Annotated in this window: 11 protein-coding genes and 1 pseudogene; 6 read left to right on the top strand and 6 right to left on the bottom strand. The window is 34.9% G+C overall.

Translation table 11 applies throughout. The annotated features are described in order from the left end of the window. Positions 1–455: 455 nt before the first annotated feature. Together BW980_RS21880 and BW980_RS21885 are read left to right on the top strand one after the other, a co-directional pair. Positions 456–1,295 carry an SDR family oxidoreductase gene (locus BW980_RS21880; protein WP_076457287.1) on the top strand — a complete coding sequence of 280 codons (840 nt, stop codon included), beginning with the start codon at positions 456–458 and terminating at the stop codon, positions 1,293–1,295. Positions 1,296–1,431: 136 nt separating this feature from the next. After that, a pseudogene (locus BW980_RS21885) lies at positions 1,432–2,628 on the top strand (IS256 family transposase). 294 nt (positions 2,629–2,922) lie between these two features. Here BW980_RS21885 and BW980_RS21890 read toward each other — a convergent pair. From BW980_RS21890 to BW980_RS21910, 6 genes are all read right to left on the bottom strand, one after another. Further along, the gene (locus BW980_RS21890; RefSeq protein WP_076457288.1) at positions 2,923–4,452 is read right to left on the bottom strand and encodes a DnaJ domain-containing protein; all 1,530 of its coding nucleotides are present in this window, start codon (positions 4,450–4,452) and stop codon (positions 2,923–2,925) included. 807 nt (positions 4,453–5,259) lie between these two features. After that, the gene (locus tag BW980_RS23045; RefSeq protein ID WP_083690597.1) at positions 5,260–5,493 is read right to left on the bottom strand and encodes a LytTR family transcriptional regulator DNA-binding domain-containing protein; all 234 of its coding nucleotides are present in this window, start codon (positions 5,491–5,493) and stop codon (positions 5,260–5,262) included. Then, a complete protein-coding gene (locus BW980_RS21895) occupies positions 5,435–5,950 on the bottom strand; it encodes a LytR/AlgR family response regulator transcription factor (protein ID WP_083690598.1) in 516 nt (171 codons plus the stop codon). The genes BW980_RS23045 and BW980_RS21895 overlap by 59 nt, the downstream gene beginning before the upstream one ends. 87 nt (positions 5,951–6,037) lie before the next feature. Next, a complete protein-coding gene (locus BW980_RS21900; RefSeq protein ID WP_076457289.1) occupies positions 6,038–7,360 on the bottom strand; it encodes a glycosyl hydrolase family 18 protein in 1,323 nt (440 codons plus the stop codon). Between the two features lie 61 nt (positions 7,361–7,421). After that, on the bottom strand, positions 7,422–8,912 hold the full coding sequence (locus BW980_RS21905; protein WP_175609939.1) for a SusD/RagB family nutrient-binding outer membrane lipoprotein: 1,491 nt from the start codon (positions 8,910–8,912) through the stop codon (positions 7,422–7,424). 10 nt (positions 8,913–8,922) lie between these two features. Next, positions 8,923–12,417 carry a SusC/RagA family TonB-linked outer membrane protein gene (locus tag BW980_RS21910; RefSeq protein WP_076457291.1) on the bottom strand — a complete coding sequence of 1,165 codons (3,495 nt, stop codon included), beginning with the start codon at positions 12,415–12,417 and terminating at the stop codon, positions 8,923–8,925. 408 nt (positions 12,418–12,825) lie between these two features. On the opposite strand from BW980_RS21910, the gene BW980_RS23050 reads away from it, so the two are divergent. The 4 genes from BW980_RS23050 (at position 12,826) to BW980_RS21925 (ending at position 14,667) form a co-directional block, all read left to right on the top strand. Further along, a complete protein-coding gene (locus BW980_RS23050; RefSeq protein ID WP_139327769.1) occupies positions 12,826–12,999 on the top strand; it encodes a transposase in 174 nt (57 codons plus the stop codon). A 131-nt stretch (positions 13,000–13,130) separates the two neighbouring features. After that, complete coding sequence (locus tag BW980_RS22435; RefSeq protein ID WP_139327768.1) at positions 13,131–13,370, top strand: hypothetical protein; 240 nt, start codon at positions 13,131–13,133, stop codon at positions 13,368–13,370. 65 nt (positions 13,371–13,435) lie between these two features. Further along, on the top strand, positions 13,436–13,648 hold the full coding sequence (locus tag BW980_RS22245) for a hypothetical protein (protein ID WP_083690599.1): 213 nt from the start codon (positions 13,436–13,438) through the stop codon (positions 13,646–13,648). Positions 13,649–14,004: 356 nt separating this feature from the next. Further along, entirely contained in the window at positions 14,005–14,667 is a 663-nt protein-coding gene (locus tag BW980_RS21925) for a response regulator transcription factor (protein ID WP_076457292.1), read from the top strand. Positions 14,668–14,785: the final 118 nt, after the last annotated feature.

Here is a 14,785-nt window from a genome sequence, read left to right on the forward strand (position 1 = left end):
TGCGTGGGTGAAAATCTACTCTTCCTCATAATACTGTTTAAAATTAAGATTATTATTCTACTTTTAAACAGTTCGGTTTTAAGGGAAGCTTACATTAAATTACTGTAATAAAATTAGTTCATCCTTACTCCAAGAGTATAGAAGATAAACTCATTAGCCCTCATTTTGGATTATTAGAACCAACTAAACCAAAGGTTGTAACGTAAAAAAGTATAAATAAACCTCAACATATTACCCTTATTAACCATTATTCAAAAATCATTCTTTATCAGGATATCATATTTTTCAACAACATCCTAATTTTGGATTACAAACAACTTGTTGACTCTTTCATAACCCCATTCTTTAATTCACAGATAGTATTGAAAGTATTTAACACTTTAATCATTGTTGTATTAAAAATTAGATAATTATAAAAACTATATAAGTCAGCAATTAACAATAAAAAAATAATTATGAATAGGAATGTATGGTTTGTAACCGGAGCATCTAAAGGTTTAGGATTAGCACTTGTAAAGCAATTACTAGCTAGTGGATATTATGTAGCAGCAACCTCACGCGATATAAAATCATTAGAAAAAGAAGTAAGTAACGTTACTACAACGTTTCTGCCGATTGAAATGGATCTAGTAAACGAGCAAAGTGTGCAAGAAGCGATTGAGGCTGTAGTCGCTCATTTCGGGCAAATTGATGTTATTGTTAATAATGCAGGATATGGCCAGATGGGAACACTAGAAGAAATTTCTGATGCCGAGATAAGGGCTAGTTTTGATGTAAATGTTTTTGGTCTGGCACATGTCATTAGAAAAGCAATGCCTTACCTACGGAAACAAAAATCCGGACATATTATCAACATATCTTCTATTGCAGGTTATACTGCAAACTTTCCTGTTTGGGGTATCTATAGCGCTACCAAATTTGCAGTAACGGCTTTTACAGAGGCTTTGGCTGCTGATATTAAATCATTTGGAATTAAGGCGACAGTTGTACATCCTGGATATTTCAAGACTAATTTTCTAAAGAAAGGATCTTTAGCCGTACCCGCTAACCCAATTGTTGAGTATACCGAAGCCCGTCAAATTCAAGAAGCACATCTGCGTGAAATTGATGACAATCAAGCCGGAGATCCTGTAAAGGCAGCTAACGCTATGATAAAAATAAGTGAAGTAATGGATCCTCCGCTACACTTATTTCTTGGTCAAGATGCTTATGATATGGCCTATAAAAAAATGGAGCATGTAAAAACCGATCTCGAAGCGTGGAAAGATGTAACAGTTTCAACAGCCCTTGGATAGACTTATGATCCCAAAAGTAGTGATAGAAAGAATTATCTAAAAAATATACGGGACTATCTTATAAAGTGTGTAAATAAAAAATAGCTGGGGCATGCCCCAGCTATTTTTTTTGTTTGATTTTAAATATTTACACATTATGAAAAAAGAAGAATTATTCGACGATGGATTTTTAAAGCAGTTCAAGACCTGGGATGAACTCAACGGTTTTTTGAAGGGGCACCAAAAACGGGGTATCGAGAAGATGCTCGAAGGGGAGCTGGATGGTCATTTGGATTATGACAAACACCAAAAATCAAATCAGAGCTATTCGCGAAACGGGTTTTCCAAAAAGAAGGTACGCACTTCTTTCGGGGAATCCGAAATAGCCGTGCCAAGGGATAGGAAAGCTTCCTTTAACCCCATGATAGTGCCCAAACGTGGGAACATGGTCGACGGGCTCGAGAACGTGATCGTATCGCTCTAGGCCAAGGGGATGGGCAACAGCGATATCGAGGAGCAGATAAGGGAGGCCTATAACTTTGAAGTCTCCACTTCGACCATATCAAGGATTACCGACAAGGTATCCGGCGATATCGTAGCCTGGCATAACCGCTCCCTGGCACCTGCCTACCTTATTGTGTGGATGGATGGCATCGTATTTAAGGTACGTGAGAGCTCCAAGGTCATAAACAAGACCGTCTATATCGCCTTAGGCTTGCGCAGGGACGGTAAAAAAGAAGGGATGGGGCTTTGGCCGGGCAAGAACGAATCGGCCGCTTTCCGGATGGGCGTACTGACCGATATCAGGGCGCGAGGTACCGAGGACATCCTTATTACGGCCACCGACAATCTCAATGGGTTTACGAACACCATCAAGAACGTCTTCCCGGAATCCAGGACCCGGATATGTGTGGTGCACCAAATAAGAAATGCCCGTAGGTATGTGGTTTGGAAGGATAAAAAAGCATTTACCACCGATATGAAGCACATTTACAATGCCCCGTCCCAAGAGGCTGCAAGGGCCGCCTTGGAGGACTTTGCAGGGCAATGGGAATCCAAGTATTCCTATGCCATAAAGAGCTGGAGGGATAACTGGCAGGAACTCACCGTATTCTTCGAGTTCCCATTGGAGGTCCGTAAGATCACCCATACCACCAACCTTATAGAGAACCTGAACGGCAAGATCAGGAAGTACACCAAGAACAAGCTGTCCTTCCCGACCGACGAGGCCGTGATGAAATCCGTATATTTAGCGGTAAGGGAGGCCACGAAAAAGTGGTCCATGCCCATCAGGAACTGGGGCATCATTTTAAATCAGTTCCTTACAATCTATGAAAAAAGGGTCGGACTATAGATAAGGGTCAAACCCTAGTTATTTTTAACTTGCACAGTTTACGGGATAGTGTCAATTAGCTCAAAAAAGACAAATCCCCATGCTATATATAACATGGGGATCATTAAAATCATCAACCTCTAAGATCAAGCATTTTCATTTTAATGATAGTTTTTGTGTCGGGTTTTTAACTGTAGTGCCATCACCATCATATTGACTTGGGATTTGGATTTTTGCAAAACCCGCCTGATTTCTGTTTACACAGTATATTGGATACTACTACTTTATATATCGGATGAAAATTAGTTTTTTAATTTATATTCTCCTACTCCGTACTCCTCTTGATGTTGATCCGTTTGGACTCGAACTCCGACTTATATTATTTTTAACCACTTGAGGATTTGAGAAATTCTCCATTCTTCTTTCTTCTCTAGGACCTACGTCTTTATATAATGCGTTAAGGTTATTATATTCATTTTCTATCTTTCCATAAAAACTCTCGATATCTTTTTCACATTCCCGTAAATCCCTAAGTCTGTCATCAATTTTTTTTAATCCATGTTTATTATCACTGATCCTTTTACCTATACTATTCAAAAAATCATACTTTTCTACTTTCTTTTTATTAAAGAATTCAGCTTCTACATCATAACGTATTTGAAGATTACGTTTTTTTTCGTCGTTTGAATAGCCCATAGACTGTTTTATTTCAGTAGGTAGTTCAAATTCAGAATTCCTTAATTCTTCAATTTTTCCTTCTATTTTTATAATAAGATCATTTACTCTATTTTCTTTATCTCCTTCTTGCTCATATTTTTGCAGCTTTTCTTTTAATTTTTTATTTTCTTCTTCTAAGCTGCCGTAATCTTCACTTAAATTGTTGATTTTATTCCTTAATACACGATTTTTATTTTTTAATTTTTTATTTTCTTCTTTTGCACTGTTGTTAGATTCTCCCAGATTTCGAAAATCATGTTCCAATCTTTGATAAGCATTCTCCCAATCATCTATGACTTTTCTTAAATCTTTATTTTTTTCTTTTGCACTGTTATTAGATTCTTCCAGACTTTGATAAGCATGTTCTAATCTTTGAAAAGCACGCGTCCAATCATCTATGACTTTTCTTAAATCTTTATTTTTTTCTTTTGCACTGTTGTTAGATTCTTCCAGACTTTGATAAGCATTCTTCCAATTATCTATGACTTTTCTTAAATCTTTATTTTTTTCTTTTGCACTGTTGTTAGATTCTCTCAGATTTCGAAAATCATGTTTTAATATTTGATAAGCATTCTCCCAATCATCTATGACTTTTCTTAAATCTATATTTTCTTCATCTGAACCTTGTTGTTGTGGTCTTCTATATCTGTCTTGAGACGAATTTTTCCGTTGTTCTTGTTGTTCTTGGTGCCCTTGTGGTGCATACCCTTTGGTGCCCTCTCGCCGAGCTCTACTTTTTGTTTTTGGGCCAGATTCTTTTCTAAGAAACTCCGCTCTCTTTTTATCATATTTTTCTCTTTTATCTGGGTCTTGCAAAATATCCCTGGCCTCTTGTGCCTGTATCAATTTGTCATTACCCCCATTATCCCCCCTCTTATCAGGGTGTTGCTGAAGCGCAATCGTTCTATATGCGTGACTATACACGTAGGCTTCTGCTTCTTTTTTTATTTCTTCTGGAGTAAGTTTAACAGTTGTTTGTCTTTTACCATCTTTGATCTCCTTTGCTATTTGTACGTCATTTTCTATTTTTTTTTTCTTTTTTGCTTCCTCATAGAGTGTGTCTAAATTATTCTTATCTAGCCCTAATATGCCATAATAATCCTTTGATCCATCAATCTCAGTGCTCATATCGTTTTTTTATTTTTATTACTTATTGTTTATTTAAAAACAATTTAAGCATTGTTCTCCCCTATATATTTTGTCGATTATTTCAATATATATGATTTGAAAAGCCATCATAAATAAAATAAGCTTCGGTATAAATCCATTAGTAGCCACTGGTTTTAATACTGAAAAACGTAAAAATAAAAAGAACTTATCCCAAGTAGTATCAGGATAAGCCCTCTCATCTATGTTGTTCGAACATTTATTTTGTATCAGTAAGGATAACTAATTCTTTTGCACATTGATTCTTTCCCTGTTCAAGTTTGTCTCAGCATTTGTATAGGAGGTGCAAATTATTACAAGGAGAACTATACTTTCAAGCGATAGTATTTCTATAGCGTAAAAACACTATTATTTACGAATTTTAGATTAAAAAATATCAAAACACACAACAAGTTAGGTTTATACTATATTATTTTAATAATAGATCCTAGTTTTGTAAAAAGCATAACTGCCGTTAAAAAAGCTTATTTGTTTATGAACTGACATTGTGTTCTAGTACTTTCTAATGCTCTTATACCTTTTTTAATTCAGAATATTAATTATGTTATTTTCTATCGATGTATCGCGTAACTACAGGCTTTGGGAAGCTCTTTTAATGTTTTTTTTATATTTTTTAATAGAATAGTCAATGACATTTTTGTTTTAGGTTTCATATGTATATGTTTTAAGATTAATATATCGAAGTATAGTACTTCATTTATAAAACAAATAGGCATATGTTGTGCCCTATGTTAAAATGATGAAAATATAAATTGTATTACTTAATGTTTATACATGCCTACTAGAGCTATATCCTGTGAAAGAATATAGCAATGGTTCAATCAGATTTTCTTCTACCGATTTTATTTTGTCAAGGGCAATAGTATATGATCTATGCACACGTATAAAATTTGAATAAGGTAGTTCTTGTGTGATTTGTGCTAATGATTTGTGTACAACATGACTATCCTGTGTAGTGATAATTTTGATATAGTCTTTGAGGCTTTTTGATGAATAAAATATCTTTCAACAGAACTTTTACCAGTCCTTTGTCGACTTTAAAAAAAATAAATGGCCCTTTATTGGCTGAATATTCATAACCTCTTAATTGATTGAGGTTTATAGTTTGATTTAGCTTATCCATACTTCTTAAAAATCGATTGAAGGGTATGGGTTTTACTAAATAATCCGGGACATTTAGTTCAAAACTTTCTACAGCATATTCTCTATATGCTGTTGTACTAATAATTTTGTAATCATGTCTATACTTTTTAATAAAATCCAACCCACTGATTTCTGGCATATTAACATCTAAGAATATAGCATCAATATTGCTTTGTTCTATTGTTTCTAATGCCTCTATTGGATTACTGTATAAACCTATAAGTTCTATGTTATTAAATGAAGCTAAATGTGATTCTATATTGTTTTTGGCAAAGGGTTCGTCGTCAATAATTATACAATGATAATTTTTTGTAATACACTAATCGTATTATTCATAATTTTGATCTCTAATATGTAGTTGCTTTTACTTAATAATTCTAAGCACTATCTCACATTTTCCATCCTAATTAAACTGATTAAGTATATCTTTTAATAGAGATAAATTAGGATCACTTGTATCTTGACCTAACTTCCAAAGAGTAATTCCTCTAAATTCATTATCTTTTACATAATTAACTTTTTGGGAAACGATCTCTTGCGAATCAAAGAAAATATTATGTCCGTCCCTATTTACATTTCCTTCCATAAACTCACTTTCTGTAGGGGAGTATAGCGATACAATATCTGCATATGTAATTACTTGTGCTACTCCTCCAGAGGCTGTCAAAAAATCTCGTCCATATAAGGGAAGTCCCAATACCAATTTACTTTTAGGGGCTCCAAATTCTATATACCGATTCAATGCGTTTTGTGCATCTGTAATAGACGAATGTGGTCCTAAAGCAGACTCAGGCCAAGAACCTAAATTGTCGAAAGACATCACTGAAATAAAATCTAATACGCTAGCCATTTCTGCAGTAATATCCCTAAAATGATAAGCAGCCCATTCATAACTACCAGTAACATATGAGGTTATTAGACTTTCGCTTGGGAGCGCCTCTCTTAGTTCACGGAAAAAAGGTAGTAGTTTATTGGTCTCCGTATTATCGACCGTTTCTCCTCCTCCTATTAATTCTTGATAATTAATGTCAATACCATCTAGTTGATTATCCCGTATAAACGTATTTATGTTCTGTACCAGTTTTGAACGTTTGGCATCATCCCCAATAACATTTGTAAATATTCTGGTATCTCTTCCTGGATAAAAACCAAATCCCCCAATTGAAACAAGTATCTTCACATTGTTGGCTTTTGCTTGTGTAACATATGAAGCCAATGCATGCATATCGCTTGTGTCTAGGGTACCATCCTCTTTTGGATACACATAAGTATATATTAAATGTGTAATTTTATCCCATTCTACAGTATCTGTTTTGTAACTTGGACAATACCCTACAACCACCTTATTGCTGTCATAAACATGTGGAAGGCCTACTACTTTTAATTTGAATATCTCGTTTGTATATTTTCCTTCTGCATCTTCTACATAAACATCGATAGAGAACTGTCCGGATTCAGTAGGTTGAAAAGCATAGTTATCTTCTTTGGAAACAATAGTACCATCAATACTCCAAATATAAGATAACTGACCTACCGCATTTTCAAAATTAAGACTAAGTATTACCTCCTCATCAACACGCAAATTTAATTCTGTTTCTATATTTGATGTTACTAAAACGAGATCTGGTGAAGAATAATTAGTATCATCACTACAGGAGATAATCAAGATTACCGAACCTAGTAATATTATCAAAAAAAATAGTTTTTTTATATAAATCGTTTTCATTTTGCCGTGTATATTTTTATTAGGAATTTGGCATTTTATGGAACTTTATTATTTATAAAGCTCAATTAACATCCCACCAAATAGGAGATAACCAACCATTTGGATATTTTAATCTTGCCGCTTCATAATTAACTTCGTTTACAGTAGATTCTTCTCCCGGATATGGAAACCTTTTTGGCATTACTCCATTGGTATCCGTATCAGTTCGGGTCACTGCGTCCAAAATTGGCAAGTCTGTTCTACGATGGTTTGCATAAGCTTCCATTCCATTCAAAAAAAGAGTTAACCATTGTTGTGTGACTATTTCTTCAATTTCATTACCCGGGGTAAGCGTTTTAGTTTCAGTAAACTCTTTTACATCTGTTTGATCGATATCTGCCCCAAATGCAGACCATTGTAGAATCCCTGATTCTATTCCGTTTTGATAATAATTTTGTGCATCTCCTGAAATAAAACCTCTCTGAACTGCCTCGGCCAACAAAAGTTGAATCTCTGAATATGAAATATGTAAATATGGTGCATCATCCTTGTATAGATATGGCTGAATAACGCCTAAATTTGTTGACCCACCAGGGTGATCCCATCGGAAATTATTTGAAGAAACCCCTTCAATATTCCCAGAATTACCAGATAAAAACCATATATTCATTCTTGGGTCTCCTACTAAGTTTCTAAGCAAAATTTCAGTAGGATGATCCAAAACAACTCCATTACCTTTTAATGCTTGTGATAAACCATTTCCATTTTTTTCTGCTCCAACAGTATTAAACCCTGTTTCATCATGATGAGTAAAACAGTTATCATCGTTGCTTTCGAAGAGCCCATTGTTTATTGCAGATTGTATTTCAGCTATAGCTTTAGCCTCATCAACTGCAGAAATTCTCATTGCACATCGTAATCTTAACGAGTTAGCTAATTTTTTCCATTTAGAAATGTCACCATTATAAAAGTTATCTCCTGTAATTTTATCGGCACTAGGCCCGTCATCCAATTGATTATAAGCTTCGTCTAACAACACAAAGAAATTATCATAAATTTCTTTTTGATTATCATATTTCGGAAAGTGAATACCTTCATAAAAGCCCAGGCCTGCTTCAGAATATGGTATATCCCCATAGCTATCGGATAATCTTTGAAAAACCATTACTTTTAGAATTTTGGAGATTGCATTTATATTTTTTGAAGCAAGGTTATTTTTTGTGCGTTCCTGGATGTCGATCAAATTTCTAATAATACCATTGCCATAATTAGATTGCCAAAGCGCAGTTTCATATTCTGCATTATGTTTAAAAAAAGCACCGTAGTTTGAAACAGCAAAAGAACCACTAAGATGTTGTACAAATCCTTCACCATAGATCAGATTAGCTCTCCATTGTTCTAATCTTCCTCCTGAAAGGGAAGCCTGTACTGTGGTTAATAATAAATTTGGGTCTATAGAAGAAAATGCTTCACGATTTGTATTTGTTTCTCTAAAAAGTTCATCATCTTCACACCCCATTATATTTAAAATAAGTACTATACAGCACAAATATTTTATAATTTCCATAGCCATTTTCATTTTTTTAGAATGTTATTTGAATATTAAAACCATATGATTTTCTATAGGGTAGGGATCCATATTCAAAACCTTGCCCATTTCCACTTGTATATGTTGATTCTGGATCAATATTAGGTAGGTTGGAATATATTGTCCATAAGTTTCTCCCTATAATAGATAGCCTTAATTGGTCTATATCTAATCTCATTTTATTGAATATCTCACTAGGAAAACTATAACCGATACTTAATTCCCTAAGTTTTATATAGGATGCGTCATAGATAAAAGGTTCTGGGGTCGTATTTTCTCCAGATAAAGAATTCCAATAATCTTCCGGGTTTACAGGTATGGTATTTTCTTGATAGGTTACATCACCATTGGCATCTATAACTTCAACTACACCTTCAGCTATATAGCCTGCATCTGGAGTGAGTGTACTTATTTGTGAGATGGTTAACCCCTCATCGAGTTGTTGCTGCACCCAATTATTATACGCATCCCTTCCTTCAACCGTTTGATCTAATAAGCCAGAAGCTGCGGCATAAGCATTTGTCATAGAATATACATATCCCCCAAATTTCATATCCAAGCTAGTTCCCAAGTTAAAACCCTTGTATGAAAATTCATTCGTTACTCCCATAATCCAATCCGGTGTAACTTTACCTAAACTTCCAAAGGTTCCTGTTAGTTTTGGCAATCCGTTTTCACCAATAATTACTTGACCATCCGGGGATCTTTGTAGTTGTTGCCCATAGATTTCCGATGAACTTTTTCCTACTTGGGCGATTACTTGTGCGCCGGCCCATCTTGCTATCGATATTACCTGCTTATCTGTATCTTCATTAAGACGTATGACTTTATTGTTGTTTTTAGAAAAATTTAATGCCATGTCCCAATTAAATCCTTTAGGGTTTCTAAATATTCCGGCTGTAACCAAACCTTCTATACCTGTGTTTTCAACGATTCCTATATTTTCCCAAACACCAAAATATCCTGATGTCTGTGATATGTTCAATACAACTAATTGATTTTTGGTCCTTGTTTTATAATAAGAAAAATCTATACCAAATCTATTTTTGAAGAATGATAAGTCTACACCTATCTCGTAGGTATTTGATATTTCTGGCTTTAATGTTTCATTAGGTATTACTCCGCTACCTACAGAGCCCAAAGGTTGGCCTAAAAGAGGCTGTGAACCAACGGTATAAAAAGGTGTGGTTGCAAAGGGTTCTTCGGGAGCTTTTCCTGTACTTGCCCAAGAAGCTCTAATTTTACCAAAACTTAATATGTTTGAAGACATATCGAGGGCATTAGAAAATACAAAACTGGTCGATACAGAGGGATAAAAGAAAGAATAATTATTGTTTAAATCAGAAGTTGGTTCCTTGGCAGTAGCCAAGGTAGAATTCCAATCATTACGAGCCGTTATATCCAAGAATAGTAAATTACTATAATTAGTTCTTACATATGAAAATAAGGATTTAACCAAGATCTCTTTATTAGTTTTTCCTTCTAACGTTTTTTTAGAAAAATTAGACAAATTGTTTATCCCTCTTTGTATCATATCGGAAGCAAAATAACCACCGTCAATTCTTTTCGTTTTACGATGATTTGCTCCAACGGCAACAGATATCCCATATTTCCCAAATTCCTTACTAGCAGACAATGTTCCTTCAATATTATATTCCTGAAAAGAAATATCGTGTGCTCTTAACCCTCCATTTTGTCTTCCTGGAAGATTGGTTCCTGAGTTTACAAAATCTGTAACATTGTAATCAAATTTATCAATGCTGGCTTTGGTGTCGACTTTTAACCAATCCGTAATGCCGTAATTCAGGTTAAAATTGCCTAGAACTCTATTTTTGGTCGAAAGATTGCTGTTTTCAGAAATAACATAATAAGGGTTTAAACGAAAAGGATCAGCGTTCCATTCAAAATAATTACCTTCATTATCTTGATAATGTTGTAACCATGCTTGATCTATGTTTGGCGCTAAACGAGATAAAGAAAAACCAATATTATTAGGATCATCAGCTAAAGCTGGTCTGTTTTTGATTTCCTCAGTTATATAGGATAATTTTCCGTCTAAAAGTAATTTATTAAGGTTTGTTGTCGCTCTCAAGGAAAAACTGTTTCTTTTGAGACCACTAAGTGGTATTACATCATTGTTTTGTAGATTACCATAACCAAATCTATATGTAGTATTATCAGACCCTCCTGAAAAGCTTATATTATTATTATAGGTTGTGCCTATGTTAAAGAAGTTTTGAATGTTATTTTCAACGTTCCTGTAAGGTTTAAAAGACCCATCAAAAATACGCGCCAAATTATCTCCTGTCCCAAATCTAGGCCCCCAAGCATTCGTTGTGCCTACTTGCACAGTATTAATCTCTAATGGGTTGGGTAGTATTCCCCTTGATCCAAAACCGTAATCTGTTTGATAATTTTCGTATTTTGCATCTGCAATATCAAAAGTTATTGTCGCATTATAATCGATTTTAAAGGAATTATTTTTTCCTTTTTTTGTAGTAATAACTATAACACCATTAGCACCTCGTTCACCATATAAAGCAGATGCAGCTCCACCTTTTAATACAGATATGTTTTCAATATCATCTATATTTAAACTAGAAAGACCATCGCCATTATCTATTCCAGAAGTAAACTTTTCAGATTTATCACCTGTTATTCTTCCTATACCAGAATTTCCCAAATAAATTCCATCTACAATATATAAAGGCTGGTTGTCTCCATTAATAGAGTTGTTACCTCTAATGATTACCCTAGAACTTGCACCAACTCCGGCCGCAGTTTGAGAAATATTTACCCCAGCTACCTTTCCATATAAAGACTGTGTAATACTTAGTGTAGGATTAATGGACAAATCATCTCCTTTAACTTCTTGAAAAGAATAACCTAATTCCTTTCTTTTTCTTTTTATCCCTAAAGCAGTTACAAATACTTCATCAAGTTTAGAGATTTCTTCTATTAGCGTTATATGAACAGTCTTTCTGTTGTTAATGGCAACATCTTGAGTTATAAAGCCTAAATGCGAAATAATTATAGTTGCTGTAGCTTCTGAAACTTGTAAAGTAAAATTACCATCAAAGTCTGATTGTACCCCGTTAGAGGTTCCCTCTTCTACGATATTTGCTCCTGGAATGGGGTCTCCTTTGTTATCAGTAATTGTACCTTTAAGAGAGAACGAGCTTACTATTTTTTTTATAATAATGGTTCCATCTTCTGTAAACTTGTAATCACAATTGATAGGGCTTAATATCGTTTGTAATAAATCCTTTACTAAGATTTCCCCTTTTTTTAATTCAACTATAGGAGTGTTGTCTATTAATTCATCATTATATATAAACCTATAACCTAGTTGTTCATGAATGAGTTCAAAAACTTGAACTACAGGTATATTTTTATCAGTGTTGATTATGATCTTTGCATCTTGAGAAAATAAATTATTGGGGATTAAACTAAAAGCTGCCGTTAAGCAGAAAAACAAAATTGTTCTCATAATAATTTGCAATTGTTCTTTCTCTAAAAAGAAAAAACATTAGTAGGTTAATTTTTTACAAACTAGTATTATGGATAAGTAGAACAGTATGACCAATCATACTGTTAACCACTAAATTGTCTTATCCAAACTACTGTTGCTATTTGATTTTTTTTTCAAGCAAATCTTGACATGCATAATATTGTAGTATTATTCTTATTAGGTGTATGATATTTTTTTTCAGGATAAAATTAAAATTAAGAAAGGAGCTGAAGAAATTATATCATGATAAAATACGATTTTTAAGTAATGATTAATAAGGATAATGTATTGTGGTTTACCCTTAATTTATATTTTGCTAGTTACCGATTTCTCCGTAGTGTGTAGATACCCAAGATTTTAGGACAGTACGTTTGATTATTAAATTTACTGAATACTACAAGAAGAAAATTCACATCAAAATTAAAGACCAAGGTAGTTCAGGAGGCCTTGAAAGAGCGGCACGGTCTTACCGAGATTGCCCAAAGGTATAAAATACACCCGACCCAGATCAGTGGTTGGAAGCGGGATTTTCTTTCGGGAGCCGAACAGGTTTTCGAATAAAGGAAGACCGATAAACGGAGCGAGGCCGATAAAAAGAACGACCTAGCGCTCAAGACTATTGGGGAGCCTAAAGTGGAAGTTGATTTTTTAAAGGACGCCTTGCGCTAAGGCCTTTGGACGAAAGATGAAAAATGGTACGCAAGGGCCGTTCCATGATGAGTATATGTGCACAGTGCCGTAGTCTAGGTATCCACCGATCGGGGCTTTATTACCGTGTGATGGACCTTAGGCCGGTATTGCCCGGCAGACATACCTCCAAGAGGAACAAGGAACACAAAACCTACCCTTATCCGTTGAGGAATCTGGAGATAACCAGGGCCAACCAAGTATGGGCGACCGACATTACCTATATTCCCATGAGAAAAGAATAATATGTACCTTACGGCGATAATAGACCTGCACAGTCGCTTCGTCGTCCATTGTAGCGTCCAACACCATGGAGGCCGAATGGTGCGCGAAGACCTTGGAAGAGGCCGTTGGGCAGCATGGGAAACCTGAAATAATAAACACGGACCAAGAGGGAGCCAGTTCACCTCCGATGAATTCCCAAGTAGCGTATTGGGCAAAGAGATCAAACTTTCCATGGACGGTAAGGGAAGGCAACGGACAATGCAATTATAGAGCGCTTATGGAGAAGCGTAAAGTATGAGAAAATCTATCTGAACCCACCAAGCGATGGACCCGACCTGTTCCTGCTATTGGTAGAATACTTTGAATAGTACAACAAGGAAAGAAGACATGAACCGATCGATTATGATAGACCAATGGACATATTTAAAGAAGCAGTATAAATTAACCTAGATTTGTAGAAAACCTGCCCTACTAATTGGGGAATAAACAGACATGAATCAATCGATTACGATAGACCAATAGACATATAAAAAAGCAGCATGAATTAACCTAGATTTGTAGAAAACCTGTCCTACTAATTGAGGAATGAACAAACCTAGACACTATTTTTTTCTTATTATTTAGTTACGTAAACCTTGTTAAAACCTCAACCTTATGATTGCCCCAACTAATAAAAGAACAAGAACACTTCTTGTTGACGATCACCCTGTTTTCTTGCATGGATTAACCTCGATCTTAAAAGATTGTGATGAAATCGAAATTTTGAACACTGTTACCAGTGCGGAAGAAGCTTTGCAGTATCTCGAAAATGAATCCTTAGGTCTTGTAATAACCGATATCAATTTGCCAGGAATGAATGGCATCGAGTTGATAAAAAAAATAAAAGAGATTAACCCGAACCTTCCCGTTCTGGTATTGAGTATGTTTCTGGGTCGTGAATTAGTAAAAGAAATTCTCTCGGTAGAAACTGAGGGCTATTTGTCAAAAAAAATTAAAAAAGCTGAACTCTTTGGTGCTGTAAAAAAGATAATTCATGGCGGTACGTATTACAGTAATGAAATTACCTCTGTTATGATGGACTTGATTAGTAAGAAAAAGTCTGGTAGAATTCTATCAAACCATGAGCTCACTCTTCGAGAACGAGAAATTCTTCAACTTATTTGTCAAGAATACTCTAGCAAAGAAATTGCTAGTAAACTTTTTATCAGTGTAACTACGGTGGATAGCCATAGAAGAAGTATGTTTAAGAAGACTGGCGCAAAAAATGTCATTGGATTAATACGATATGCCGTTGAAAATAATTTGGTAATGTGGTAGTAAGTTTAATTTGAAGTGATTTAAACTTTTTTTGGATCGAAAGATAGGGCTACGGACATTTGTGTCAACACACGCAAATACCATAGCCCATGTACAAAGTACTTGACAAAGATACCAT

The sequence above is a fragment of the Zobellia uliginosa genome, assembly GCF_900156625.1.
Taxonomy (GTDB): domain Bacteria; phylum Bacteroidota; class Bacteroidia; order Flavobacteriales; family Flavobacteriaceae; genus Zobellia; species Zobellia uliginosa.

Excerpts from the sequence above, each read along its gene's own strand:
- BW980_RS21880 (WP_076457287.1), top strand. The coding sequence starts at position 456 with ATGAATAGGAATGTATGGTTTGTAACCGGAGCATCTAAAGGTTTAGGA.
- BW980_RS21890 (WP_076457288.1), bottom strand. The coding sequence starts at position 4,452 with ATGAGCACTGAGATTGATGGATCAAAGGATTATTATGGCATATTAGGG.
- BW980_RS21900 (WP_076457289.1), bottom strand. The coding sequence starts at position 7,360 with ATGAAAACGATTTATATAAAAAAACTATTTTTTTTGATAATATTACTA.
- BW980_RS21905 (WP_175609939.1), bottom strand. The coding sequence starts at position 8,912 with ATGGCTATGGAAATTATAAAATATTTGTGCTGTATAGTACTTATTTTA.
- BW980_RS21910 (WP_076457291.1), bottom strand. The coding sequence starts at position 12,417 with ATGAGAACAATTTTGTTTTTCTGCTTAACGGCAGCTTTTAGTTTAATC.
- BW980_RS22435 (WP_139327768.1), top strand. The coding sequence starts at position 13,131 with ATGGTACGCAAGGGCCGTTCCATGATGAGTATATGTGCACAGTGCCGT.
- BW980_RS22245 (WP_083690599.1), top strand. The coding sequence starts at position 13,436 with ATGGAGGCCGAATGGTGCGCGAAGACCTTGGAAGAGGCCGTTGGGCAG.
- BW980_RS21925 (WP_076457292.1), top strand. The coding sequence starts at position 14,005 with ATGATTGCCCCAACTAATAAAAGAACAAGAACACTTCTTGTTGACGAT.